We start from the raw sequence: 24828 nt of genomic DNA, 5'->3' as shown, positions 1-24828 counted from the left end.
TCAACGCTGTTGCTGCTGCATTAAAAAGTTGAATTGCTATATTTCAGCAGATCACTCAAGCACTTCACCGTCCGGCCATGATGGCCGGTGACGGTCTCCGCGTGGAGCAGACTGCTCAGGACGCTCTCCTCCACGCACTCGGCCACGGCCCGGAACAGCGGGTTGATGGCATCGTCGTGGACCATGCCCATCGGCAGGATGGCCTTTTCCGAGTCATGGGGCACCCGGTTCGCAGTAGTGAAGGCGATGACGATCTCGCCCGAACCATTTCCGCAGAAGGAGCCGGTGCGGGACAGGCCCACCAGCGCCCGGTGGCAGAGCCGCCGCAGCTGGCGCTCACTGAGGGGGATGTCCGTCGCCAGCACCGTGATGATGGAGCCTTTGTCCTCGTGGGGCGGGATGCTGGCGTCCAGCAGGGTCTGGATGGGGGTGCCTGCCACCACGAGGTCGTCGAAGACGGCGTGGTTAGAGAGCACCAGCGCGCCGATGGTGTAGGGCTTCCCGTCCAGCTCCACCACACGGGAGGCCGAGCCGATGCCGCCCTTCAGACCATGGCAGCGCATCCCCCGGCCTGCGCCCACCGCGCCCTCGGCGAAGTCGGCGCGGCAGTCGGCCAGCGCGGCCCACACATTTTCCTCGGTGACATGGAGGCCCCGGATGTCGTTCAGGCCGCTGTCGTTGCACTCGCAGACCACCGGGTTGACGCTGCCGGTGGTCTCGCAGATGTCGGGGTTCCGGTCCAGCATATACTTCACCAGCGCCGTCTCCACCGTGCCCACGCTGAGGGTGTTGGTGAAGAGGATGGGCGTCTCCAGCGTGCCCAGCTCCTCGATCTGGACAAGGCCGGTGGTCTTGCCGAAACCGTTGATGACGTGGCTGGCCGCCATCACCTTATCGTGGAAAATATCCCCCGGATGGGGCAGCAGGGCGGTGACGCCGGTCTGGACCTCGCCGTCCGACAGCGTGCAGTGGCCTACCGTGACGCCCGGCACGTCACTGATCTTGTCCAGCGGGCCGCAGGGCAGCTTGCCCACCCGGATGCCCCGGTTCTTCCATTCTGATTCGATTCCCATACAAATTCTCCTTACAAAAATGCCCTCCTCGTTTCGTGCGGAGAGGGCGTTCTTTGTTTATTCTTCCCCGTGCTCCACCCGCTTGATGGCTCCCAGATCGTAGGGCGTATTCTGGTAGACGTAGTAGTTCAGCCAGTTCTCATACAGCAGATGTGCGTGAGCGCGCCAGCGGAAGAGGGGCGGCTGGGCGGGGTCGTCCTCCGGGTAGTAGTTCTTCGGCACAGCGATGGGCAGGCCCTTGGCCACATCCCGCTTGTACTCGGCGTCGAGGGTGTACTTGTCGTACTCCGGATGTCCGGTGACGAAGATCTGCCGGCCATTCTCGGTGCTCATCAGGAAGGGGCCTGCCTCGTCGCTCTCGGCGAGGATGCGCAGGGCCTTGCAGTTCAGCACATCCTCGCGGGAGATGCCGGTGTGGCGGCTGTGGGGGGCGTAGAACACCTCGTCGAAGCCCCGCACCAGCGGGTTCGAGGGGCGTGTGACCCTGTGCTCGAAGACGCCGAACATCTTCTCGTTCAGCAGCTGCTTGCGGATGCCGTAGTGGTAATAAAGCCCCGCCTGCGCACCCCAGCAGACGTGGAGGGTGGAGTAGACATTCGTCTCGCTGAAGTCCATGATCTCGCACAGCTCCGGCCAGTAGTCCACCTGCTCGAAGTCGATCTTCTCCACCGGTGCGCCGGTGATGATCATGCCGTCGTAGCGGTTATTCTTCACCTCGTCGAAGGTCTTGTAGAACGTCTCGAGGTGGGCCGCCGAGACATGGGTCGCCGCGTGGCTGGCCGTCTGCAGCAGGGTCATGTGCACCTGAAGAGGCGTATTGGCCAGCAGGCGGGCGATCTGCGTCTCAGTCGCAATTTTCGTCGGCATGAGGTTCAGGATGAGGATCTCCAGTGGGCGGATGTGCTGGGAGAGCGCCCGTTCCCGGTGCATGACGAAAACATTTTCCTCGTAGAGGGCGTCATAGGCGGGAAGAGTCTTGGGGATGATCAGGGGCATAGCGATTTCTCCTTAGATTTTATCGAGTGCCTGTGCAATATCTGCGATGAGGTCCTCGCTGCTTTCCAGTCCGCAGCTCATCCGCACCAGCTCGGCAGGCACACCGGCAGCGGCCAGCTGCTCGTCGTTCATCTGGCGATGGGTGCTGGAGGCCGGGTTGAGGCAGCAGGTACGGGCATCGGCCACATGGGTCTCGATGGCGGCAAGCTTCAGCTCCTTCATGAAGGTGCTGGCCGCCTCGCGGCCTCCGGCCAGACCGAAGGAGACGACGCCGCAGCTGCCGCTCGGCAGATACTTCTGGGCCAGTGCATGGTAGGGGCTGCTCTCGAGGCCGCAGTAGTTGACGTAGGCCACCTTCGGGTGGGCCTCGAGGAACTTTGCGACGGCCATGCCGTTCTCGCAGTGGCGCCGCATCCGGACATGGAGGCTCTCAAGGCCGAGGTTCAGCATATAGGCGTTCATGGGGGACTGCATCGAGCCGAAGTCCCGCATCAGCTGTGCGGTGGCCTTGGTGATGAATGCCCCCTCCTTGCCAAAGCGCTCGGCGTAGGTGATGCCGTGATAGCTCTCGTCGGGGGTGCACAGGCCGGGGAACTTGTCGGCGTGGGCCATCCAGTCGAACTTTCCGCCGTCCACGATGGCACCACCCAGCACCGCACCATGGCCGTCCATGTACTTGGTGGTCGAGTGGGTCACGATGTCAGCCCCCCACTCGAAGGGGCGGCAGTTGACCGGCGTGGGGAAGGTGTTGTCCACGATGAGGGGTACGCCGTGGGCGTGGGCGGCCTTGGCGAACTTCTCGATGTCCAGCACAGTGAGGGCAGGGTTTGCGATGGTCTCGCCGAACACGACCTTGGTGTTGGGCTGGAAGGCAGCGTCCAGCTCCTCCTCGCTGCACAGCGGGTCCACAAAAGTGGCGGTAATGCCCATCTTCTTCATGGTGACGGAGATGAGGTTGAAGGTGCCGCCGTAGATGGTGCTGGACGCCACGATGTGGTCGCCTGCCTCGCAGAGGTTGAACAGTGCGAAGAAGTTTGCGGCCTGACCGCTGGACGTCAGCATGGCGGCGGTGCCGCCCTCCAGCTCGCAGATCTTTTTCGCCACCAGATCACAGGTGGGATTCTGCAGGCGGGAGTAGAAGTAGCCGTCGGCTTCGAGGTCGAACAGCTTGCCCATGTCCTCGCTGGTGGCGTACTTGAAGGTAGTGGACTGGATGATGGGGATCTGGCGGGGTTCGCCGTTGCCGGGGGTGTAGCCGCCCTGCACGCAGATGGTATCACGGTTCATTGCAACATACTCCTTTACTGGGTTTGTCTGTATAGCACAATTCCCCGCCAGAGGGCAGGCCTCCGGCGGGGAATCGGTTCGTTAAATTTTGTTCCCTGCCGGAAAACACGCGAAAGGCGCTCCCTTTGGGAGAGGCGTTCCTTACTTTCTCAGCCGCTTATCGCTCTTGGTCGCCCAGAGGGTGCCGACGGTCTGGAACACCTGCACCATGAGCACCAGCAGCACGACGCAGACGATCATGATGTTGGTCTGATAGCGGTAGTAGCCGTAGGACAGGGCGATCTTGCCCAGACCGCCGCCGCCGATGACGCCGGACATGGCCGAGTAGCCGAGGATGGTGGTCAGAGCAGTGGTCATGCTGGAAATGAGGCCGGGCAGGCACTCCGGGATCATGACTTTGGTGATGATCTGGAAGGGGGTCGCGCCCATGCTCTGGGCTGCTTCCACGACGCCCTCGTCCAGCTCGCGCAGGCTCGTCTCCACGAGGCGGGCCACAAAGGGGAAGGCTGCGACCACCAGCGGAACGATGGTGGCCTTGGTGCCGACGGTGGTGCCCACGATGGCGCGGGTCAGCGGGAAAACGCAGATCATCAGGATGAGGAAAGGCACGCTGCGCAGGATGTTGATGACGATGTTCAGGATGTGCATCAGCCAGCCCGGCAGGGGCAGCACGCCATCCTTGTCGCCCGCCACCAGCAGAACGCCCAGCGGCAGGCCCAGCACCAGAGAAAATGCCGTGGAGAGGACGGTCACATAGAACGTCTCCCAGATGGCGAAGCCATAATCTGCAAAGCTCATTCTCCGGTCACCTCCTCAACGGTCACACCATTCTGGCTGCGCATATAGCACACAGCCTGCTTTGCCTGTTCGGTATCGCGGGGAAGCTTGAGCAGCATCGAGCCATAGCACTGGCCGCTCAGGTCGCGGGTGTCGGCGCTGAGCACCGACACAAGGATGCCCTTCTCCGCTGCGAGGCTCGCCACCAGCGGCTTTGCGGTGGATGAGCCGTTAAAGGTCACACGCACGACGTGGTCGTCGGGCGCAAAGCTCGAGAGGTCGCGGGCCGCGCTGCCGCCGTTGGGGGCGACAAGGCGCTTGGCCGCAGCCGTCTTGGGATTTGCGAAGATCTCGCGCACCTCTCCCTGCTCCACGACCACGCCGCCGTCCAGAATGGCGACCCGGTCGCAGATCTCTTCCACGACGCTCATCTGATGGGTGATGACCACCACCGTGATGCCCAGTTTCTTGTTGATGTCCTTGATGAGGGTCAGGATGGCGTGGGTCGTGTTGGGGTCCAGCGCACTGGTGGCCTCATCGCAGAGCAGAACTTTGGGGTCGGTGGCCAGCGCACGGGCGATGGCGATGCGCTGCTTCTGGCCGCCGGAGAGCTGGGCGGGGTAGGCGTTGGCCTTATCGGGCAGGCCCACCATTTCCAGCAGCTCCTTTGCGCGCTTTTCGGCGTCGGCCTTCTTCACACCCGCCAGCTCCATCGGGAAGCAGATGTTTTTCAGGCAGCTGCGCTGCATCAGCAGGTTGAACTGCTGGAAGATCATGGTGATGTCCCGGCGGCGCTCCCGCAGGGCGGCGGGAGACAGAGTCTCCATCGCGGTGCCGTCGATGACGACGCTGCCCTCGGTGGGGCGTTCCAGCAGGTTGATGCAGCGCACCAGCGTGGATTTGCCCGCGCCCGACATACCGATGATGCCGTAGATGGAGCCATCGGGGATGGTCAGGTCGATGTCCTTCAGCGCATTCACCGCGCCGTCCTTCATCTGGAAAGTCTTGGAAAGGTGTTTGATCTCGATCACAGTTTACTCCTTAGTAGGGTCTTAACCCTCGATGGGGGCAAGGCTGTCCTGCTTGCCGCCGTAGATGCCCATCGGCTCGACGTGGATGCCGGCGACCGTCACCAGATGGGTGCCCTTTTCCTCATTGAAGTTGTCCAGATACGGCTGATGCTGGAAGTAGTTGGTGTCGCACTGGCCGTCCTCGACGATGGTGTTGGGGATCACATAGTCGTCGTACTCCTGAATGTCCAGCGTGATGCCCTTGGCGGCCAGAATGTCCTTGCAGACCTCCAGCACCTCGCAGTGGGGAGCGGGGGTAGCGGCGCAGCTGACGGTCTCGCCGTTCAGTGCGTCATAGTCGATGGAGGGATCGTAGCCGTCGGTGGGGTTCTCGACGACGGAGACGACAGCGCCCTTGTAGTTTTCATCCATGAAGTCCTTGACCTGCTGGCTCTGCAGAGCAGCCACCAGAGCCTTGATCTTCGGCTCGTTCTCGTTGCCCTCCTTGCAGACCAGCACGTTGACGTAAGCAGAGGAGCCGTCCTCCATGGCCAGAGCATCGGTCATGGGGTCCAGACCAGCGGAGATGGCGTAGTTGGAGTTGATGACCGCGTAGTCCTCGTCCTGCAGGACGTTGGGCACCTGAGCAGCCTCGACCTCATCGACGGTGACATTCAGGGGGTTCTCCTCGATGTCGTTCTTGGTGGCGGTCAGACCGGCGTCTGCCTTCAGCTTGAAGAAGCCGTTCTTCTCCAGCAGGGTCAGGGCGCGGGCCTCGTTGGTGGTGTCGTTGGGGACAGCGACCTTGATCTTGTCCAGCTTTGCAGCAGCGGAAGCAGCCTCAGAAGAAGCAGCGCCGGAAGCAGCAGAGCTTGCGGTGGAGGAAGAGCCGCCGCAGGCGGTCAGGGCAGCAGCAGCGGCTGCAACACCAGTAACTTTCAGAAAATCACGACGAGTAATCATAGTTTTATTCCCTCTCTATTGTTTGGATAAAATGTACAGCGGCGCGGCACAGTCCGCGCCAGCTCTGGCCGGAAGCACGAAAAAAGCCTCCGTCCCTGTCAGCTCTGCGCTGCACAAGGACGGAGGCCTGAAACTTCCGTGGTACCACCTTGGTTCGCAGCATCCTCACAGACGCTGCCTCAAAACTGCGGCAGAAACTCTTTCTGCTTACAGCCGGACGCTTTAACGGGCGCACCCGTCGCGGACTAGTGCTCTTGCTCGTCGTCCGCGCAGCTCCGAGACCATTTTCAGCTTCCTGTTTCCTGCCCTTTTCCATCCTCCGGGCTTTCTGGTAAGGCTCATGCGAAAGCTTACTCTTCTCTTCACAGCCATTTTTGTGATATTGCGTTTATTGTACTCGCCTTGACAGGATTTGTCAACCCTTACAACAAACTTTTCTGGTAGGGAATTAAAATTTTTTCGCCCGGCAGACAAAAATGCCCCCGCGCGAGGTGCGCGGAGGCATTTTGGAAAACGTGATTTAGCCCTGCTCCTGCTGTGCCTTCTTGGCTTCCAGAGCCAGAATGGCATCGCGGCGGCTCAGGTTGATGCGGCCCTGCTGGTCGATGTCCGTCACCTTGACGACGATGGCATCGCCCACGGCGACCACATCCTCCACCCGCTCGACCCGCTTGGTGTCCAGCTTGGAGATGTGGACGAGGCCCTCCTTGCCCGGAGCGATCTCGACGAAGGCGCCGAAGTTCATCAGGCGGGTGACTTTGCCCTTGTAGATGGCACCGATCTCGGGGTCCTCCACGATGGTCCTGATGGTAAAGATGGCCCGCTTTGCGTCCTCCTGATCCACCGCAGAGACGAAGACATGGCCGTCCTCCTGCACGTCGATCTTGCAGTTGCAGGTGGCGCAGATGTCCTGAATGACCTTGCCGCCCTTGCCGATGACGTCCTTGATCTTATCGGTGGGGATCATCATGCTGAACATCTTGGGTGCCCAGCGGCTCAGCTCATGGCGAGGCTCGGCGATGACCGGCTTGATGATCTCATCGAGGATGTACAGACGGCCCTTGCGGCACTTCTCGAAGGCCTCAGCGATGATGTCGTAGGTCAGGCCGTCGATCTTGATGTCCATCTGGATGGCGGTGATGCCCTTGCGGGTGCCGCCCACCTTGAAGTCCATGTCGCCGTGGAAGTCCTCGACACCCTGAATGTCCAGCATGGTCATCCAGCGGTCACCCTCGGTGATGAGGCCGCAGGAGATGCCGGCGACCGGAGCCTTGATGGGCACGCCTGCGTCCATCAGGGCCAGCGTAGAGCCGCAGATGGAAGCCTGCGAGGTAGAGCCGTTGGAGGACAGGACCTCAGACACGCAGCGGATGGTGTAGGGGAACTCCTCCAGAGAGGGCAGCACGGGCACGAGAGCGCGCTCGGCCAGTGCGCCGTGGCCGATCTCGCGGCGGCCGGGGCTGCGGGGTGCGCGGGCCTCGCCGACGGAGTACGGCGGGAAGTTGTAGTGGTGGATGTACCGCTTGGTCTGCTCGTCGGTCAGGTCATCCATGAGCTGGTTGTCCTTGGTGCCGCCGAGGGTGCAGGTGGTGAGCACCTGCGTCTGGCCGCGGGTGAACATACCGGAGCCATGCACGCGGGGCAGGATGCCGACCTCTGCGGCCAGCGGACGGATCTCGTTGATGCCGCGGCCATCCACACGCTTGCCCTCATCCAGCAGCCAGCGGCGGACGACATACTTCTGCATCTTGTAGCTGACGAGGTCGAGGTCGGCGTCGGTCAGGTCGGGGTACTCCTCGGCGATCTTGTCCATGATGGGCAGCAGGGCGGCGTCACGCACATTCTTGTCGTCGGTGTCCATGGCGGCCTTGAAGTCGTCCAGATACTTCTCCTTGATGGCATGGAACATATCCATATCGAGGCCCACGACCTGAAAATCGATCTTCGGCTTGCCGCGCTCGGCCACGATGCTGTTGATGAACCCGATGACCTTCTTGATCTCCACATGAGCGGCCTTGATGGCGTCCAGCATGGTGTCCTCATCCACCTCGTTGGCACCGGCCTCGATCATGACGATCTTGTCCATGGTGGCGGCAACGGTCAGGGCCAGGTCGCTCTTTCTGCGCTGCTCCTGCGTGGGGTTCAGGACGATCTCGCCGTCCACCAGACCCACCTGCACGCCGCCGATGGGGCCGTTCCAGGGGATCTCCGACACGGCAGTGACCAGCGAAGCGCCGATCATACCGGCGATCTCGGGGCTGCAATCGGGGTCAAGGCTCATGACCGTCATGGTGATGCAGACGTCGTTGCGCATCTCCTTGGGGAACAGGGGGCGCATGGGGCGGTCCACGACGCGGCTGGTCAGGATGGCGCGCTCGCCGGGGCGGCCCTCACGGCGCATGAAGCTGCCGGGGATGCGGCCTGCGGCGTAGAGCTTTTCCTCGTACTCCACGTTCAGGGGGAAGAAATCGACGCCTTCGCGGGGCTTGGGGCTCATGACCACGTTGCACATCACGCAGGTCTCGCCGTAGCGGATGAGGGCGCTTGCGTTGGACAAGCCGCACATCTTGCCCATTTCCACCTTGAAGGGGCGGCCTGCCAGCGTAGTCTCGTAAACTTTGAAGTTGTCAAAGTTTTCTTTGCGGGAACCAAATTCGATTGCCATTTGGTTTGCCTCCTTATGTCCGTTTGATATTCCAAAAGGCTGCCCGCCGCGCATCATAGCAATAAATCCAGCGTCCGTACCAAGGCACAGGCGCTCGATTTACTGCTGCAACACGCAGCAGCGGCCTATTTGTTCCAGAGCTTGGGATACAAGGGAAAATCCAACAAAAAAGAGCAAAGGGCAGGCACCACATTGCGGTACCTGCCCTCTGTTTTCTATTACTTACGCAGACCCAGAGTTGCGATCAGAGCACGGTAACGCTCGATGTCCTTCTTCTGGAGGTAGGCCAGCAGATTGCGGCGGCGGCCAACCATCTTCATCAGACCACGGCGGCTGTGGTGATCGTTCGGGTTCTTCTTCAGATGCTCGTTCAGCTCGTTGATGTGAGCGGTCAGCAGAGCGACCTGAACCTCGGGGGAGCCAGTGTCCTTCTCGGTCAGAGCGACTTTGGCCATAACTTCCTGCTTGTTCATAGTAACAGTACCTCTTTATAAAATTTTATTTGCCGACGGCACAGCAGCGGGAAAACGGTACTCCCGGATGGGCATACTCCCAGCCCCGTATCGCGGTAACAGTGCTAGTATAACAGAAACAACCGTAAAAAGCAAGAAAAATTTTTACAGATGCGCAAAAATGAGGATATTGTTTTTCTGTCGAGTCATGGTATAATCTGTCTGTTATCAAAACGAGGTATCTCTATATGTTATGTGAATTTTCCCGCCGCAGCTTCCTGAAAGGGAGCGCAGCCGCCGCAGCGGCGCTGGCCTGCCCGCTCTGCCCGGCCGATGCGGCTCCTTCCCCATCCGAAAACGGCCTGTTCTCCCCCGTCACGCCCCTCCGCCCGACCCAGTATGGCCCGGTGCGGGGCAGGGCGCGGGAGGATGGCACCCTCTGCTGGTACGGCATCCCCTACGGGGCCGCACCCACAGGCGAGGACCGCTGGACATCCCCCCGAGAGCCTGCCCGCTGGCGGACGGTGCGGGACTGCACCGCCCCCGCCCCGGCAGCGTATCAGTACACCAGCTTCCCCCTCGGCACCGAGGACTGTCTGACGTTGGACATCTATTCCGTGCCGGAGGCAAAAAAGCGGCCCGTCCTCGTCTATCTCCATGGCAGCGCCTTTTCCGGCTCGCCGCAGGAGCTGCCCGGCAGCGCACTTGTACGGGACACCGGCTGCGTCTTCGTGGCCCTCAGTTACCGGCTGGGGCTGTTCGGCTGGAACTGCCTGCCCGCCCTTACTACCGGTTCAGACGCCGCCGGAAACTTTGCCCTGCTGGACATCCTCCGGGCACTGGACTGGGTGAAGGAGAACATCCACCACTTCGGCGGCGATGGGGCCAGCATCACCCTCTGCGGCTTTTCCGACGGCGGACGGATGGCGGCTGCCCTCGCGGCCAGCCCCCTCTCCCGGGGCCGTTTCCAGCGGGCCGCTGCGCTCTCGGGCGGCTGGTCTCTGGCCGACCCGGACGCTTCGGCCCATCTGCTGGCCGAGCGCTTCGCGCCGCTGGCCGTGGAGGACAGCCTGTTTGCCGACCCGGCTTCCGCCGCCGGATGGCTGCTGACGCCGGGGGCTGACGTCCGGGAGTGGCTCTGCGGCCTCGAACCCGCCCGCATCGCGGCCCTCGGTGCGCCCTCCATCCTCTATGCCGACGAGGCGCTGCTCCCCCGGGATGCCCGGAGCGCCGTCCCCCTCCTGCTCCTGAGCAGCGCTACTGAGTTCAGCGGCCTCGTCCGGGACGACCTGCGGCCCGCCTCCGGCCCGGCCCGGGCCTACGCCGTCCGGTACGGCTCGGCCCTCTGCCGGTGGAGCAGCACCGAGGCCCTCGCCGAGGCGCTGGGCGGCAGCGCACCGGTCTGGCTGGGCCTCATCGACTACGGCGGGGCCGACAGCCGCACCGTCCTCCCGGGCCTCGGCTCCTTCCACGGCATCCTGCTGGCCCTTTTGTCGGGCGAGAGCAGCTTCTCCCGCTGCGCCGACCTCTCCTCCGAGGGTGCACAGGCCCTCTCTTCCCGCCTGAAGCAGTCCCTCGCCGATTTCATGACCAGCGGCACCCCGGGCTGGGCGGAATGGACGCCCCAGAGCCGCACCGTCCTCCGGCTCGACGCGGACAGCACTGCGTGCTTTTCCTCCCTCTCTGCCTACCCCGACACCCGGGAGAGCATCCGCGCCGCGATGGCCGCAGACGCCTCCCTCTCCGACGCCGAAAAAGAGACCGTGGAGCACCTTTACCTTTCGGGCTTCTACTTCTGACCAAGCAGAAAGCACCCCGCCGATGCAAGCGCATCAGCAGGGTGCTTCTTTCTTTTTGTTCAGCGGACGGTGCCGTCACTCCGCAAAGTATTCCTGTGCGCGCTTCGCTGCGTGGTCGATGCAGCCCCGCAGCTCGTCCAGCGTGTCGAACTTTTTGCTGGGGCTGAGGTAGGCATGGAACTCCACCACCGGGTCGGTGCCGTAAAGGTCGCCGGTAAAGCCCGGGATGAAGGTCTCACAGGTCACTTTGCTCTCGTCGCTGTTGACGGTGGGCCGGGTGCCGAGACCGGTGGCCGAAGGATACCAGTGCTCTCCGATCTTGGTGCGGGTGATATAGATGCCGTACCGGGGCAGCTGGAAGCCCTGCGGATAGATCTGGTTGATGGTGGGCACCCCCAGCGTCCGGCCAAGACCCGCCCCGTGGTGCACCGTGAAGCGGATGGCGTAGGGCATCCCCAGCATGGCGTTGGCCGCCGGGATGTCGCCGCCCTCCAGAGCGGTGCGGATGCGGGTGGAGGAGACCGGTTTCTCCTCGAACTGCGCCATCGGCAGGACGATCACCTCCACACCCAGCGGTGCGCAGAGCTGACGCAGCAGCTCCGGCGTGCCCGCCGCCTTGGCACCGAAGGTGAAGTTCTCGCCGCAGAACAGCGCCCGGGCGTTGCAGTCCCGGATGATGCCCAGCACGAACTGCTCGGGCGTCATGGCCTTGATCTCCTCGAAATCGGGGCAGAGGTAGTGCTCGACGCCGAGGCTGGCGATGAGGGCGTGCTTGTCCTCGGTGGAGAGCAGCCGCTTGCCCTTCATCTTGTTCTCGGCGGGCAGGCGGAAGGTGAAGACCACTGGGGCCGCGCCATGGGCTTTGGCCCACTCCACCGCGCTGCCGATGACAGCCCGGTGGCCGATGTGGATGCCGTCAAAAAAGCCCATTGCCACAGCAGAGCCGTGGGCACCGCCCAGCGCAAGCGGCGCAAGCTGCGAATAGATCTGCATGAATGTTTAGTCCTTTTCGTTTCTCTCTACGAAGAGTTTTTCGACCTTGAGCACGCCGCCGGTGATCTTTGCAAGCCCGAGGAACTGTCCCCCGGCGCTGCGCACGCGGTAGCGGCCATCTGCCGCCGGGTAGCGGCTGGTGGGGCAGCCATTGTAAAGATGCTGCTCCACCCTCGGCTCCACCACCAGCAGAGGCAGGCTCTCGAACACGCTCTCCACCGGCAGCATCAGCGCCTGCAGCGCCTCGGGGCCTGCGTCCTTCGCGGCCTGGATCTCTTCCAGCGTGTGGGCGTCGGCCTCGGTGTAGACGCCTGCCGTCGTCCGGCGCAGAGCGCTCATGGTGCCCTTCTGGCCCATCGCAGCAGCGATGTCCTCCAGCAGGGTACGGATATAGGTGCCCTTGGAACAGCAGACCGTGAGGACGTATTCGTTCTCCGCCGGGCTGCCGCCGTACCGGATGTCCAGTATCTCGATGGGGCGGGCCTTCCGCTCCACGGTCACGCCCTCGCGGGCCAGCTTATAGAGGGGCTGGCCGTTGAGCTTGACCGCCGAATACATGGGCGGCGTCTGCATCTGCGGGCCGAGGAACCGGGGCAGCACCGCCAGCAGCTCGGCCTCCCCCGCCGTCACCGGGGCCGTTTCCAGCACGGTGCCGGTGATGTCGCCGGTGTCGGTGCGCAGCCCCAGCTTCAGCCGGGCGCAGTAGGTCTTGGTGTGGTCGAGCTGAAGGTCCACAGCCTTGCTGGCCCCGCCGCAGAACACCGGCAGAACGCCGGTGGCCATGGGGTCGAGGGTGCCGCTGTGGCCCAGCTTGCGGGTACCGAGGATGCCGCGCAGCTTGGCGATGACGTCGAAGCTGGTCCAGTCCATCGGCTTATCTACGATCAGGATGCCCTGCATCAGCCTTCCTCCTGCATCTCGGGGCGGTCAAGCTCCGCCTGCACTTCGGCCAGAATGGCGTTCTTGGCGTTGTCGAGGTTGCCCAGCAGTTCACAGCCCGCCGCGCGGGTGTGGCCGCCGCCGCCCAGACGCCGCGCGATGGCACAGGCGTCCACGCCCTTGGCGGTGCGCACGCTGATGCGGTAGCTGCCGCCGGGCTGCTGGCGGAGCAGCAGCCCCACTTTGACGCCCTCGATGCTGATGGGCAGGCTGGTCAGCTCCTCCAGATCCGCAGGGTCCACGCCACTCTGCTCGATCTCGTCGCGGGTGAGGTACATCAGGGCGCAGCGGTCGTCCAGATGATATTCCAGATGGTTGCGGGCGATGCGCTCGGCCTCCATCCGTTCCCGGGGCTTGGTGTCAAAGAGCAGAGTGTTCAGCTCTTCCAGCTGCGCGCCCGCCAGAATGAGCTTCGCCGCCACAAGGTGGGTGTTGGCCGTGGTGGACGAGAAGCGGAAGCAGCCGGTGTCGGTGGCAAGGCCGGTGTAAAGGCAGTTGGCGATGAGGGGGGTGATCTCCACGCCCATCTCGCTGATGACCTCATACAGAAGCTCTGCCGCCGCGGCCGCGCTGCCGTCCAGCAGGGTGAAGTCCGCATAGCCGCTGTTGCCCGCGTGGTGGTCGATGCAGAGATCGATGTGGCGGGTATACTGGGGCACGCCGTTGTTTTCGCCGAAGAGCTGCACGCTGGCAACGTCCACGGCCACGACGGTCTTCGGCTCGAAGCCGCCCCGGAACATCACCGGCGCGGTAAAGCTGTAGCGGGAGGGCACTGCATCGGAGCAGAGGACAGCCGCCGTCTTGCCCAGCGCCTTGAGCGCGTGGCAGAGGGCGCTGCCGCAGCCGATGGTGTCGCCGTCCGGGTTTTTATGACACAGGATCAAAATGTTGTCCGCAGCACAGAGGCGCTGGGCCATCTGCTGCACATTGAGCTGTTCTGTCATTCGATGGATCATCCTTTCCGCAGCGCTGGATTTATTCCTCGGTCTCGGCGGGCTGAGTCTCCTCGGCATCGCCATTCACATTCAGCGTGCGGAGCAGCTCGTTGATGTGGGCTGCATAGGCGGCACCGTCGTCCTCCACAAAGATGAAGCGGGGTGCCTTGCGGATGTGCATCTTCTTACTCACTTCGGTGCGCACATGGCCTGCGGCGCGGTTCAGGGCCTCGATGGCAGGCTTGGGGCCGTCCTCGCGGCCCATCACGCTCACATAGACCTTTGCCACGTCCAGATCCGGCGTCACATCCAGCCGGGTGACGGTCAGCAGACCGCCCTCCAGCCGCGGGTCCTTCAGCCGTCCGATGATGGCGATCAGCTCACGCTTCATGTCCTGCGCCAGACGGCCCATATTTTTCTGAGACATAGTTTCTCCTCTAAAAAGTCTGTTATCACCGCCCGATGGGCGGTGATAACAGTACCTTCAACTCTTAGTCGCGGTATTCTTCCATCTTGAAGGCCTCGTAGACGTCGCCTTCCTTGACGTCGGCAAACTTTGCCAGAGTGACGCCGCACTCGTAACCCTCGGCCACTTCCTTGGCGTCGTCCTTGAAGCGCTTCAGCGATGCGATCTCGTCCTCGGTGATGACGATGCCGTCACGGACGACGCGCACCTTGCTGTCGCGGGTGATCTTGCCGCTGGTGACGCGGCAGCCTGCGACGGTGCCGACGTTGCTGATCTTGTAGACCTGACGGACCTGCAGCTCGCCCAGAGACACCTCGCGGAACTTGGGAGCCAGCATACCCTTCATAGCGTCGGTGACGTCGTTGATGGCGTCGTAGATGACGCGGTACATCCGCATCTCGACCTTGGTGGCCGCAGCCTCTTCCTTCGCCACATTGTCGGGGCGGACGTTGAAGCCGATGATGATAGCGTTGGAGGCGTCGGCCAGATCGACGTCGGACTTGCTGATGGCACCGACACCGGCGTGGATGACGCGGACGCGGACCTCCTCGTTGGAGATCTTCTCAAGGCTCTGCTTGACGGCCTCGGCGGAGCCCTGCACATCCGCCTTGACGACGATGGCCAGCTCCTTCATGTCGTTCTGTGCCATCTGGCTGAACAGGTTATCCAGCGTGACCTTCTGGAAGGAGGAGAACTGCTTCTCCTTGGCGGCGGCAACACGCTGCTCGGCCAGCTCACGAGCCAGACGCTCGTCCTCGACGGCCTCGAACAGGTCGCCGGCCTCCGGCACAGCGGTCAGGCCGGTGATCTCCACGGGGGTGGAGGGGCCTGCATCGTTCAGCAGCACGCCCTTGTCGCTGCGCATGGTGCGCACGCGGCCCACAGCGGTACCGGCGATGATGACATCGCCGGAGTGGAGGGTGCCGTTCTGCACCAGAATGGTAGCGATGGGACCCTGACCCTTATCCAGACGAGCCTCGACGACAGCACCCTTGGCGCGGCGGTTGGGGTTGGCCTTCAGCTCCATGACCTCGGCCTCCAGCGCGATGCGCTCCAGCAGGTCGTTGATGCCCATGCCGGTCAGGGCAGAAACGGGAATGCAGGCCACGTCGCCGCCCCAGTCCTCGGTGATGATGCCGTACTTGGTCAGGCCCTCCATCACACGCTCGGGGTTGGCGGTGGGCTTATCCATCTTGTTCATGGCCACGATGAGCTTGACGTTGGCTGCCTTGGCGTGGTTGATGGACTCGACGGTCTGGGGCATGATGCCGTCATCGGCAGCAACGACCAGAACGGCGATGTCAGTCATGTTGGCGCCGCGGGCACGCATGGAGGTGAATGCCTCATGGCCCGGAGTATCGAGGAAGGTGATGAGGCTGTCGTTGACCTTGACCTGATAGGCGCCGATGGCCTGCGTGATGCCGCCGGCCTCGCCTGCGGTGACGTTGGTCTTGCGGATGGCGTCGAGGATACTGGTCTTGCCGTGGTCAACGTGGCCCATGACGCAGACGACCGGGGGACGGGTGACGAGGTCTTCCTGTGCGTCCTCCTCCTGCGTGAACAGGCGCTCTTCGATGGTGACATGGACTTCCTTCTCGACCTTGGCGTGGAACTCCTCGGCCAGAAGAGAAGCGGTATCGAAGTCGATGACGTCGTTGATGGCGTGCATCTCGCCCATCTGCATGAACTTGGCGATGACCTTGCCTGCCTGCTGCTTCAGGCGGGCGGCCAGCTCGCCGACGGTGATCTCATCGGGGATAAGGACTTTCAGCTGTGCGTTGCGGGCCTTTTCCAGCTGGATGCGCTGCAGACGCTCGAACTCGGTCTCGCGCTTGCCCTTCTGGAACTGCTGGCGCTGGCGCTGGCCGCGCTGGGTGAACTTCTGCTTGTTGCCCTGCGGGGTGGGCTTGCGGCGGTTTTCGGTGTTCTTGGTGGAGGCCAGATCGTCGTAGCGGGCATCGAAGCGGTCCACGTTCATATCGACAGTGCGGGTATCCACCGTCACCTGATTGTCCTCGCGGCGGACGGAGACGGACTGTGCGGGGGCAGCTGCGGCCTTTGCGCCGGTCTCACGGGCCAGATCCCGCAGAGAGACGGTCTTCTCCTCCCGCTTCTTGTGCTGCTCGGGCTTCTTGCCGTTGTCGTGCTTGGCGGCGGGCTTTGCCTCCGCCTTTGCAGGCTCGGGCTTTTTCTCGCTCTTGGCCTCCGGCTTCTTCTCCGCCTTCGGCTCTGCCTTCTTCTCGGCAGGCTTCGCCTCGGCCTTGGGGGCCTTGGCGCTGTTCAGGAACTCGTCGAGGTTCTTGACGCTGTTGTCCTTGCTGAACTTCTCCAGCAGGTAGTTCAGCTCGTTCTCCTCCAGAGTGGAGCTGTTCTTCTTGCCGGTGCTGCCCATGGCGTTCAGTTCATCGAGGACCTTCTTGGCAGAGATGCTCAGGTCCTTTGCAAAATCGCTCACTTTATATTTTACGGTCATTCGCTCATATCCTCCTCATTTTGAATCGCTCCGCACGCCGTCAGCCGGTCAAAGCAGAGCTTGGCGAGGTTGCGGTCGGTGACAGCATACACGGCCACCGGTTTGCGGCTGATGTCAGCCAGCTTATCCTGTGTCAGCGGCATGGGGATGACGTCCACCATATCGCCCACAGCGTAGTTGAGCCGCTGCACGGTCTTGGCGCTGGCGTCCGACGCGGTCATGACCAGCCACGCCTTGCCCTTGACGACGGCCTCCTCCACTGCATCGAAGCCCATGGTCAGTGCACCCGCCTTGCGGCAGAGGCTCACGGCCTGAAACAGGGCCTCTTTCGGCTCGAGGGCCGGTTTTTCGGGGGCGTTATGCTTCTTTGCCATCGCGGTCAGCCTCCTTTTCCACTTCCACACCGGCCAGCTGCTGGGCCAGTGCATCGTATACCTCGGCGGGGACCGGCTGCTCAAAGCAGCGTTCCAGCGCCTTCTTCTTCTTTGCCTTTGCAAGGCAGGCGGCATCCGGGCAGAGGTAAGCACCGCGGCCGGGCTTCTTGCCCACGGGGTCGATGCTGATCTCTCCGCTGGGTGCGCGCACCACACGCACCAGCTCCTTCTTGGGGCGGCTGGTCATGCAGCCGATGCACTGGCGGGCAGGGATCTTTTTTTGTGCCATCCGGTTTTCCCTCCTTCGGCAGGTGTTCTGCGCTTATTCTGCGGCGGTGTCTTCGGTCTTCTCCGCCTCGGCAGCCTTCGGCTCTTCCTCGCCGTAGTAGCCGCTCTCGGGGCGGATGTCGATGTTGTAGCCGGTCAGGCGGGCGCACAGACGGGCGTTCTGGCCCTTGTTGCCGATGGCAAGGCTCAACTGCTGGTCAGGCACGGTCACGCGGCAGGAGCGGGTCTCGCCGGGCAGAAGCTCGACCTTGACCACCTTGGCGGGGCTGAGGGCAGCGGAGATGAACTCGGAGACATCCTCGCTCCACTTCACGATGTCGATCTTCTCACCGCCCAGCTTCTCGACCACAGCGGCCACACGGTCGCCGTGGGGGCCGATGCAGGCGGAGACGGGATTGACGTTGGGGTCCTTGGACCAGACAGCCATCTTGGTGCGGGCACCGGCCTCGCGGCTGATGGCCTTGACCTCGACGGTGCCGTCATAGATCTCGGGCACCTCCAGCTCGAACAGACGCTTGACGAGGCCGGGGTGGGTTCGGCTGATCATGACGCGGGGACCGCGCTCGCTGGCCACCACATCCACGATGTAGACCTGCAGCATCTGTCCCTCGGTGTACACCTCGCCGGGCACCTGCTCGTTGCGGGGCAGGATGGCCTCGCCGCCCTTGCCCAGATCGAGGGCAACGATGCCCTTCTCGGGGTCAACGCGGGTGACGGTGGCCTGCACGATGTCGTGGGCGCGGGACTGGATCTCGCTCAGCTGCTGGCTGCGCTCGGCCTCGCGGATGCCCTGACGGATGACGTGCTTTGCGGTCTGGGCGGCGATGCGGCCGAAGTCCTTGGTCTTGAGGGGGGTCACGACCCGGTCGCCCACCTGATAGCTCTTGCGGATGTGCTGTGCCTCGGTGATGCCGATCTCGCTGTGCTCGTCGTACCAGTCCTCGTCGGCCACGACGTCCTGAATGAGGGCGACGTTGAACTTGCCGGTCTCGGGGTCGATCTCGACCATGACGTGGTCGTCCTCGACCTCATAGTTCTTCTTCACGGCAATGATGATAGCAGCCTTGATCTTGTCGATCAGGTACTCTGCCGTAATGCCGCGCTCGTGCTCCAGCATGGAGAGAGCTTCAAAAAATTCGTTGTTCGCTGCTGCCATTTTTCGGGTTCCTCCTAGTTTATATTGTATCTTCTCTCGGTTCCTCTTTGGCTCTCCCCCGGGAGAGCTGTTTTCAGTCAAACAGGTGTTCATCATCACAGAGATGGACGCTGGATGCAGCGCTCACCTCAAAGCTCACCGGGCCGTTCTCGGTCTCGACCGTGACGGTGCTGCCCTCACGGCCTTTGAGGATGCCGGCAAACTCGCGCACGCCGTCGGCGTTAGGGCGGATGAGCTTGACGCCGATCTTTTCGCCCTTGAGCGCCTCATAGTGCTCCGGGCGGGTCAGCTTACGGCCAAGGCCGGGGCTGCCCACCTCGAGATAATAGCTCTGGTCGATGGGGTCTGCCTCATCAAGGATGGGGTCCAGCGCGTGGGACACTTCCGCACAGGTGTCGGTGTCCATGGTGCCGTCCTTGTCGATGAGCACGCGAAGATACCAGTCCGGCCCTTCCTTCTCAAAGACCACATCCCACAGGCGCAGGCCCATGCCCTCCACGGTGGGGCGGACAAGCGCTTCGACTCTCTGGGCGGTATTGCCGCCAGACTGCTTCGCCATAAAAAACCTCCAAACAAACAAGAAAAGCGGACCTTGCGGCCCACTTTCCAATAAAACTATAGCGTACTACTAGAATATAGCATACTCTTGCGAATTATGCAAGCTTTTTCGTGAAAAATCCTCTTCTCACAGCACCCAGACGCCGTCGCGGAAGAGTTCCACGGTGCGGCCGTCGCGGCATTTGCCGGTGATATGGCTGTCCTCCGCGCCGACCATGACATCCTCGTGGATGGTGGACTGGTTCATGCCCCGGGCCAGCAGCTCGTTCTTCGACAGGCGGGTGCCGTTCTCGGTGGTGCCGGGGTAGCTGGCACCGAAGGCGATGTGGCAGGCGGCGTTCTCGTCGAAAAGGGTGCTGTAGAACAGCGCGCCGCTGCGGTTGATGGGGCTGGAGGCGGGCACCAGCGCCACCTCGCCGATGCTGCGTGCACCCTCGTCGGTGTCCAGCAGCTGGCCCAGCAGCTCTGCGCCCTCCTCAGCCCCGTGCTCCACGACCCGGCCATCCTTGAAGGTAACATGGAAGCCCTTGATGAGCTGGCCATTGAAGACATAGGGCTTGGTGCCGTAGACGATGCCGTCCACCTTGTCCTTGTGGGGCGCGGTGAAGACTTCCTCGGTGGGGATGTTGGGCAGGAAGACCACGCCCTTCTCGCTGACGCTGGCGGCGCTCTCCCATGTGGCCTTATCGGCGATGCCCACGGTCAGGTCGGTGCCGTTGGCGCTCTCAAAGTGGACGCTCTCGAGGTCGAGGGCGTTCATCTTGTTTTTCAGGTCGGTCAGGCGGTCGAGATGGGCCTTCCACTCGTTGACCGGGTCGCCGTTCGTCACCCGGCAGACGTCGAAGATGAGCTTCCAGAGCTTCTCGACGGCGGCAGCCTCGTCCAGCTCCGGGAACATCTTCTTGGCCCACGGGGCACTGGGCATGGCGGCGATGGACCACTGGACGCGGTCGTTCATGGTGTACTCCCGCCACGGGGCCATGAACTTGCGCTGACCGGCGTTCACCCGGCTGATCTTCGCACCGTCCAGACCGGCGTAGACCTCGGGGTCGTCGGCGTGGATGTGGAGGACGCAGACGCTGCCCTCGCTCTCGGCGTAGTCGAGATAGCGGCGCAGCTGCCACGACTTGAAATCGCTCAGAGCCTCCTCGCTGCCCAGCTCCATCCGGCTGCGGGAGACGTCGTTGTCGCTCCAGTTCACCAGCACGTCACGGGCACCGGCCTCGTAGGCGCTGCGCACACACAGACGGGCCAGCGGAGCGGCCTCGAGGCAGCAGTTGATGATGAGGGTCTGGCCCGGCTGGGGGTTCACGCCCACCCGGACGATGAAGTCGGCATATTTTTTCAGAAGAATGTCAAAGTTTTCCACAAAGATTCCTTTCTGCCGTGCAGAACACGGCGGTGCATTTTCTGATTAACAGTATAACCCATTTACAGGGGAGTTGTCCATATTTGAAATTTCAGGAGATCCATTGCCTTTTTCACGTTATCGTGTTATACTATAGATACAAAAAGAGAGTGTTGCCCGGCAAACGGTCTTCGCTCTTTGGCTAGTCACAAAAATGACCGCTCAGTTTGCGAGACTGGGGGCGGTCATTTTTTGTTGCCGAAGATTTTCCAAGCGATGTCGAACATTCCAAAGCCGACCGTTGCAATCAGCGTCAGCAGAGCTAAAGTCTCCAAAAGCGTCATGGTCCATCCCCCCTTTCGCAGTGAAGCGTCAGGGGTGCAGCAATGCAGGCTCCCTGACACCGTGCCAAAGAGCTGCAAGACCGCCTGCCGTATGTGGGCAGCACTCTCATATTTTAAGTATAACAGACATTCCGTAGTTTTTCAACAAAAAATGACCGCCGTGCCTACCAAACTCGTGCGGTCATTCTTTGTGATTGACTTGCCGGAAAGGTACTGACCGTTTGCCAGACAGCACTTTCTTTCGTTGTATAAAACCACAGCCCCGCCGAAAATGCAACGGCGGGGCTGTTTTTCACTCACAAAAGTAAGTTTTTTATCAGAACTCGATCTTGCTCTCGATGTAGCTCTTCAGCTCGGAGATGGGCATACGCACCTGCTCCATGGTGTCGCGGTCGCGGACGGTGACGCAGTTGTCGGCTGCGATGCCCTTGGCCTCGTCGCCCACGGTGTCGAAGTCCACGGTGATGCAGTACGGGGTGCCGATCTCATCCTCGCGGCGGTAGCGCTTGCCGATGGAGCCGGTGTCGTCGTAGTCCACCATGAAGTACTTGCTCAGCTCGTTGCGGATCTCCATGGCCTTGTCGCCCAGCTTCTTGCTCAGGGGCAGGACGGCGCACTTGTAGGGAGCCAGAGCCGGATGCAGGTGCAGGACGGTGCGGATGTCCTCCTTGCCCTTGCTGTCGGTCAGGTGCTCCTCGTCGTAGGCCTCGCACAGGAAGGCCAGAGCCACACGGTCACAGCCCAGAGACGGCTCGATGACGTAGGGGATGTAGTGCTCATTGGTCTCGCTGTCGAAATACTCGAGGCTCTTGCCGGAGGCCTCCTGATGGCGGGTCAGGTCGTAGTTGGTGCGGTCTGCGATGCCCCACAGCTCGCCCCAGTCGGTGAACGGGAAGGCGTACTCGATGTCAGTGGTAGCGCGGCTGTAGAAGGCCAGCTCGGCAGGCTCGTGGTCACGCAGGCGCAGATGCTCCTTCTTGATGCCAAGGCTCAGCAGCCAGTTCTCGCAGTAGTCCTTCCAGTAGCTGAACCACTTGAGGTCGGTGCCGGGCTTGCAGAAGAACTCGCACTCCATCTGCTCGAACTCGCGGGTGCGGAAGGTGAAGTTGCCCGGGGTGATCTCGTTGCGGAAAGCCTTGCCCACCTGACACACGCCGAAGGGCAGCTTGCGGCGGGTGGTGCGCTGGATGTTGGCAAAGTTGACGAAGATGCCCTGTGCGGTCTCGGGGCGGAGATAGCAGGTCGAAGAGCTGTCCTCGGTGACGCCGATGGCGGTCTTGAACATCAGGTTGAACTTACGGATGGGGGTGAAGTCGTGCTTACCGCAGACGGGGCAGACGATGTCCTCGTGCTCGGCGATGAAAGCGTCCATCTCGTCGAAGCTCATGGCATCGACGTTGACCTCGGGGTGCTCCTCGCCGATGAGCTTATCGGCGCGGTGGCGGGCCTTGCAGGCGCGGCAGTCCAGCAGGGGGTCAGAGAAGCTGGAAACGTGGCCGGTCGTCACCCAGGTCTGGGGGTTCATGATGATGGCGGCATCGAGGCCGACGTTGTAGGGGCTTTCCTGCACGAACTTCTTCAGCCATGCCTTCTTGACGTTGTTCTTGAACTCGACGCCCAGAGGGCCGTAGTCCCAGCTATTGGCCAGACCGCCGTAGATCTCAGAGCCGGGGAACACATAACCACGGTTCTTGCAGAGATTGACGATCATATCAAGGGTCTTTTCGCTCTGTTCCATTGTAAGTACATCCTTTCCGTCCGCGGCTGGTTTGCCGTGTCGTGTTGTAGTATTCTCCCGGCCGCTTTCCCCGCAGCCGGGCGTGCCTTTCCTGTCGAAAGCACATTATCTTTACTTTATCATGTTTTGGGGGGATTGTAAAGGCCAAACCGCGTTGTTCTTCCGCGTTCCTTCCCTGAAAACACCAAGGCCCGGGGTGTCTCCACTCCGGGCCTTGGTGCCATTTTTTATCGAAGAAATAGGGAATTGCTTAGTTGGAAGAATCAGGAAGCAGACTTGACCTGAGCCTTGCAGGTGACAACGACCATGACGTAATCCTTTGCATCCTTGCCGCTGCCGATGGTGAACTCCTTCATGCTCAGCTTAAACTCGTTGCCAGCCTCGATGGCAGTGCCGCTCTTGCCATCGACCTTGACGTCACTGTAGTTGACAGCGGCACCGGTGTTGATCGTTGTGGCAATGGGCATCACGAGCATCATCTTCTTGGCGATCTTCTGAGCCTTATCACCCTTCTTCAGATCCTTGGTCTCAAAGCAGTCGTACCAGACGTACTTATCGTTGTTATCCTTGCTCAGTGCAGTCTTGACGTCAGCCTTCAGAGTAGCCTCAGCCTTGAGCTTGCCGTCAGTGGTCTTAGCAGCATCGACTGCCTTTTTTGCCAGATCGTCATCGACAGCCTTGACGGTAGCCTTGGGGTTAGCGGCCTTCAGCATACCCTCCAGCTCGTCAGCGACCTGACGAGAAGAGATGCTTGCGCAGCCGGTCAGCATGGACATTGCCATGACGCCGGTCAGGACGAGGGCCAGAAGTTTCTTTGCCATTTTCATGATTTTTTGCCTCCATAAGTAAAAATAAATTATACAGGCAGGCCATCCATTTCCGGCTGTCGGCCTGTGGCCTCATTATACCCCCCCCCGAATAGATTTGTCAATATCTTTTTCGCATTTTTATCACATTTACAAATTATCTCTATCCAAACCGTGCATTTTCCACAAATTCACAGAAAGGGACAGCGAAATACAACCACTCCGCCTGCGGCTCTCCCTTTGGGAGAGCTGGCGTGAAGCGCCTGAGAGGGCAAGGGCGCTGACGGGGAAGCGCAGACACGGCGATGGCATCGCTCTGACAAAGGGACAGCTTATCGCTGTGCGGCGGCTCTCGGGAGAGGAGCTTGCCCTCTCCGTCATTGCTTCGCAATGCCACAGCCCGGGTTGCGGCTCCCAGCGTCTGCTTCGCTGTCACTTGCATCCTGCTGGCCGCTGCCCCAACAGCTCCTCCCTGTTTCCGCTGCTGGCGGCGGTCGTCGCCGTTGCTCCCAAAGGGAGAGGCTTTCGCACGCCGCTGAGTTTTCCACATCCTCTCCGCCTTCCCCGATTTTTCCACGCAAAAAAGACCGCTGCATTTCTGCAACGGCCTTTTCTCTGAGAATCAGGCGGGGTGACGATTCCCGCATCTCCTAACAATGGGCGACGGCTGCCTGTTCCGTCCTCCGATTCTTTCAGCTTATTTGTGATACTTCATCCCCGCGTTGATGGTGCAGGCGCGGTAGATCTGTTCCGTGAGGACGAGGCGGGCCAGCTGATGGGGCATCGTGATGCGGCCCATGCTGAACTTGAGCGCCGCCGCACGCTTGACCTCCTCTGAGAGGCCGTGGGACGAGCCGATGACGAAAGCCACATCCCCCGCCCCGCTGTTTGCACGGTCGGCGAGGAACTGCGCCAGCTCATCGGAGGAGATCTGCTTTCCCTCGATGCACATGGCCACGATGGCCGCGCCCTTGCGGGCGCTGGCGAGGATGGCTTTGCCCTCCTTGTCCAGCGCTTTTTTCACCACAGCGTCGGAGGCATTTTTCTCTTCGATCTTCTCCTCCGGCAGCTCGACGATGCGGAAAGACGCGAACGCCGCCAGACGCTTCTGGTATTCGGCCACGCCCTCGGCGAAATACTTCGCGTTGAGCTTGCCGACGCAAATCAAGTCGATGTTCTGCATTGTTATTGTTCCTCTTTTATTGTGTGGTATCTCGCGCTGGCAGCGCGGGGTCAAATTTCTGTTGTCGCAGGGCTTGGTTTTCTTTGAGTGAGCTTGCGCGCCTGTGCGCGGGGCAGAGCGCTTTTTCGTTAAGGCTAATGTTCTCTTTTGCGTGCCAAAAGAGAACCAGAAAAGCACCAGCGATTTCGACGCGCTGGATCCACGA

At 61.6% G+C, this 24828-nt stretch carries 23 protein-coding genes and 1 other annotated feature; of the genes, 1 reads left to right on the top strand and 22 read right to left on the bottom strand.

Annotation, left to right across the window (positions count from 1 at the left end; genetic code table 11):
• Positions 1-20: 20 nt before the first annotated feature.
• From LKD23_RS03155 to rpsO, 8 genes are all read right to left on the bottom strand, one after another.
• Positions 21-1073, bottom strand: coding sequence for a DmpA family aminopeptidase (locus LKD23_RS03155; protein ID WP_227620326.1), 1053 nt, complete (start codon positions 1071-1073; stop codon positions 21-23).
• A 57-nt stretch (positions 1074-1130) separates the two neighbouring features.
• Positions 1131-2069, bottom strand: a complete 939-nt coding sequence (gene metA, locus LKD23_RS03150; RefSeq protein WP_227620325.1) for a homoserine O-acetyltransferase MetA — start codon at positions 2067-2069, stop codon at positions 1131-1133.
• 12 nt (positions 2070-2081) lie between these two features.
• Positions 2082-3356 carry an O-acetylhomoserine aminocarboxypropyltransferase/cysteine synthase family protein gene (locus tag LKD23_RS03145; protein WP_227620324.1) on the bottom strand — a complete coding sequence of 425 codons (1275 nt, stop codon included), beginning with the start codon at positions 3354-3356 and terminating at the stop codon, positions 2082-2084.
• Positions 3357-3497: 141 nt separating this feature from the next.
• The gene (locus LKD23_RS03140) at positions 3498-4154 is read right to left on the bottom strand and encodes a methionine ABC transporter permease (protein ID WP_227620323.1); all 657 of its coding nucleotides are present in this window, start codon (positions 4152-4154) and stop codon (positions 3498-3500) included.
• Entirely contained in the window at positions 4151-5164 is a 1014-nt protein-coding gene (locus tag LKD23_RS03135; protein WP_227620322.1) for a methionine ABC transporter ATP-binding protein, read from the bottom strand. Before LKD23_RS03135 ends, LKD23_RS03140 begins: the two co-directional genes overlap by 4 nt.
• Positions 5165-5185: 21 nt before the next feature.
• A complete protein-coding gene (locus LKD23_RS03130; protein WP_227620321.1) occupies positions 5186-6106 on the bottom strand; it encodes a MetQ/NlpA family ABC transporter substrate-binding protein in 921 nt (306 codons plus the stop codon).
• A gap of 112 nt (positions 6107-6218) precedes the next feature.
• Positions 6219-6481 (bottom strand) — a binding site (T-box leader).
• A gap of 145 nt (positions 6482-6626) precedes the next feature.
• On the bottom strand, positions 6627-8771 hold the full coding sequence (locus tag LKD23_RS03125; RefSeq protein ID WP_227620320.1) for a polyribonucleotide nucleotidyltransferase: 2145 nt from the start codon (positions 8769-8771) through the stop codon (positions 6627-6629).
• Between the two features lie 218 nt (positions 8772-8989).
• Positions 8990-9244 (bottom strand): 30S ribosomal protein S15, encoded by a 255-nt coding sequence (gene rpsO, locus LKD23_RS03120; protein WP_005933138.1) that lies wholly within the window; start codon positions 9242-9244, stop codon positions 8990-8992.
• Between the two features lie 227 nt (positions 9245-9471).
• Between rpsO and LKD23_RS03115 the strand changes: the two genes are divergently transcribed.
• Positions 9472-11022 carry a carboxylesterase family protein gene (locus tag LKD23_RS03115; protein WP_227620319.1) on the top strand — a complete coding sequence of 517 codons (1551 nt, stop codon included), beginning with the start codon at positions 9472-9474 and terminating at the stop codon, positions 11020-11022.
• Between the two features lie 75 nt (positions 11023-11097).
• Here LKD23_RS03115 and ribF read toward each other — a convergent pair whose 3' ends face one another.
• From ribF to LKD23_RS03045, 14 genes are all read right to left on the bottom strand, one after another.
• On the bottom strand, positions 11098-12015 hold the full coding sequence (ribF, locus tag LKD23_RS03110) for a riboflavin biosynthesis protein RibF (protein WP_227620318.1): 918 nt from the start codon (positions 12013-12015) through the stop codon (positions 11098-11100).
• 6 nt (positions 12016-12021) lie between these two features.
• Positions 12022-12915: a tRNA pseudouridine(55) synthase TruB gene (gene truB / locus LKD23_RS03105; protein ID WP_227620317.1), complete on the bottom strand. Its 894-nt coding sequence runs from the start codon at positions 12913-12915 to the stop codon at positions 12022-12024.
• Positions 12915-13898 carry a DHH family phosphoesterase gene (locus LKD23_RS03100; protein ID WP_227620316.1) on the bottom strand — a complete coding sequence of 328 codons (984 nt, stop codon included), beginning with the start codon at positions 13896-13898 and terminating at the stop codon, positions 12915-12917. The genes truB and LKD23_RS03100 overlap by 1 nt, the downstream gene beginning before the upstream one ends.
• A gap of 31 nt (positions 13899-13929) precedes the next feature.
• Entirely contained in the window at positions 13930-14316 is a 387-nt protein-coding gene (gene rbfA, locus LKD23_RS03095) for a 30S ribosome-binding factor RbfA (protein WP_227620315.1), read from the bottom strand.
• A gap of 64 nt (positions 14317-14380) precedes the next feature.
• The gene (gene infB, locus LKD23_RS03090; RefSeq protein ID WP_227620314.1) at positions 14381-16828 is read right to left on the bottom strand and encodes a translation initiation factor IF-2; all 2448 of its coding nucleotides are present in this window, start codon (positions 16826-16828) and stop codon (positions 14381-14383) included.
• Positions 16825-17202 carry a L7Ae/L30e/S12e/Gadd45 family ribosomal protein gene (locus LKD23_RS03085; protein WP_227620313.1) on the bottom strand — a complete coding sequence of 126 codons (378 nt, stop codon included), beginning with the start codon at positions 17200-17202 and terminating at the stop codon, positions 16825-16827. Before LKD23_RS03085 ends, infB begins: the two co-directional genes overlap by 4 nt.
• Positions 17186-17491: an RNase P modulator RnpM gene (rnpM, locus tag LKD23_RS03080; protein ID WP_227620312.1), complete on the bottom strand. Its 306-nt coding sequence runs from the start codon at positions 17489-17491 to the stop codon at positions 17186-17188. Before rnpM ends, LKD23_RS03085 begins: the two co-directional genes overlap by 17 nt.
• Positions 17492-17524: 33 nt before the next feature.
• The gene (nusA, locus tag LKD23_RS03075; RefSeq protein ID WP_227620311.1) at positions 17525-18646 is read right to left on the bottom strand and encodes a transcription termination factor NusA; all 1122 of its coding nucleotides are present in this window, start codon (positions 18644-18646) and stop codon (positions 17525-17527) included.
• Positions 18647-18719: 73 nt separating this feature from the next.
• Positions 18720-19205, bottom strand: a complete 486-nt coding sequence (rimP, locus tag LKD23_RS03070; protein WP_227620310.1) for a ribosome maturation factor RimP — start codon at positions 19203-19205, stop codon at positions 18720-18722.
• Between the two features lie 126 nt (positions 19206-19331).
• On the bottom strand, positions 19332-20573 hold the full coding sequence (locus LKD23_RS03065; protein ID WP_227620309.1) for an aminopeptidase: 1242 nt from the start codon (positions 20571-20573) through the stop codon (positions 19332-19334).
• A 639-nt stretch (positions 20574-21212) separates the two neighbouring features.
• The gene (locus LKD23_RS03060; protein WP_227620308.1) at positions 21213-22634 is read right to left on the bottom strand and encodes a glycine--tRNA ligase; all 1422 of its coding nucleotides are present in this window, start codon (positions 22632-22634) and stop codon (positions 21213-21215) included.
• A 263-nt stretch (positions 22635-22897) separates the two neighbouring features.
• Entirely contained in the window at positions 22898-23455 is a 558-nt protein-coding gene (locus LKD23_RS03055; protein WP_227620307.1) for a hypothetical protein, read from the bottom strand.
• Positions 23456-24137: 682 nt separating this feature from the next.
• On the bottom strand, positions 24138-24623 hold the full coding sequence (gene rlmH, locus LKD23_RS03050) for a 23S rRNA (pseudouridine(1915)-N(3))-methyltransferase RlmH (protein WP_227620306.1): 486 nt from the start codon (positions 24621-24623) through the stop codon (positions 24138-24140).
• 16 nt (positions 24624-24639) lie between these two features.
• Positions 24640-24828, bottom strand: a 189-nt coding sequence (locus LKD23_RS03045) for a hypothetical protein (protein WP_227620305.1), incomplete at its 5' end; no start/stop codon positions are given.

It is taken from the genome of Faecalibacterium butyricigenerans (assembly GCF_020687345.1).
In the GTDB taxonomy this organism is placed as follows: Bacteria; Bacillota; Clostridia; order Oscillospirales; family Ruminococcaceae; genus Faecalibacterium; species Faecalibacterium butyricigenerans.
Note: the sequence above shows the minus strand (reverse complement) of the source record. Positions and strands in the feature narration are given on the sequence as shown.

Coding starts and splice junctions, on each gene's coding strand:
- LKD23_RS03155 (WP_227620326.1), bottom strand. CDS start 1,073: ATGGGAATCGAATCAGAATGGAAGAACCGGGGCATCCGGGTGGGCAAG.
- metA (WP_227620325.1), bottom strand. CDS start 2,069: ATGCCCCTGATCATCCCCAAGACTCTTCCCGCCTATGACGCCCTCTAC.
- LKD23_RS03145 (WP_227620324.1), bottom strand. CDS start 3,356: ATGAACCGTGATACCATCTGCGTGCAGGGCGGCTACACCCCCGGCAAC.
- LKD23_RS03140 (WP_227620323.1), bottom strand. CDS start 4,154: ATGAGCTTTGCAGATTATGGCTTCGCCATCTGGGAGACGTTCTATGTG.
- LKD23_RS03130 (WP_227620321.1), bottom strand. CDS start 6,106: ATGATTACTCGTCGTGATTTTCTGAAAGTTACTGGTGTTGCAGCCGCT.
- LKD23_RS03125 (WP_227620320.1), bottom strand. CDS start 8,771: ATGGCAATCGAATTTGGTTCCCGCAAAGAAAACTTTGACAACTTCAAA.
- rpsO (WP_005933138.1), bottom strand. CDS start 9,244: ATGAACAAGCAGGAAGTTATGGCCAAAGTCGCTCTGACCGAGAAGGAC.
- LKD23_RS03115 (WP_227620319.1), top strand. CDS start 9,472: ATGTTATGTGAATTTTCCCGCCGCAGCTTCCTGAAAGGGAGCGCAGCC.
- ribF (WP_227620318.1), bottom strand. CDS start 12,015: ATGCAGATCTATTCGCAGCTTGCGCCGCTTGCGCTGGGCGGTGCCCAC.
- truB (WP_227620317.1), bottom strand. CDS start 12,915: ATGCAGGGCATCCTGATCGTAGATAAGCCGATGGACTGGACCAGCTTC.
- LKD23_RS03100 (WP_227620316.1), bottom strand. CDS start 13,898: ATGACAGAACAGCTCAATGTGCAGCAGATGGCCCAGCGCCTCTGTGCT.
- rbfA (WP_227620315.1), bottom strand. CDS start 14,316: ATGTCTCAGAAAAATATGGGCCGTCTGGCGCAGGACATGAAGCGTGAG.
- infB (WP_227620314.1), bottom strand. CDS start 16,828: ATGACCGTAAAATATAAAGTGAGCGATTTTGCAAAGGACCTGAGCATC.
- LKD23_RS03085 (WP_227620313.1), bottom strand. CDS start 17,202: ATGGCAAAGAAGCATAACGCCCCCGAAAAACCGGCCCTCGAGCCGAAA.
- rnpM (WP_227620312.1), bottom strand. CDS start 17,491: ATGGCACAAAAAAAGATCCCTGCCCGCCAGTGCATCGGCTGCATGACC.
- nusA (WP_227620311.1), bottom strand. CDS start 18,646: ATGGCAGCAGCGAACAACGAATTTTTTGAAGCTCTCTCCATGCTGGAG.
- rimP (WP_227620310.1), bottom strand. CDS start 19,205: ATGGCGAAGCAGTCTGGCGGCAATACCGCCCAGAGAGTCGAAGCGCTT.
- LKD23_RS03060 (WP_227620308.1), bottom strand. CDS start 22,634: ATGGAACAGAGCGAAAAGACCCTTGATATGATCGTCAATCTCTGCAAG.
- LKD23_RS03055 (WP_227620307.1), bottom strand. CDS start 23,455: ATGGCAAAGAAACTTCTGGCCCTCGTCCTGACCGGCGTCATGGCAATG.
- rlmH (WP_227620306.1), bottom strand. CDS start 24,623: ATGCAGAACATCGACTTGATTTGCGTCGGCAAGCTCAACGCGAAGTAT.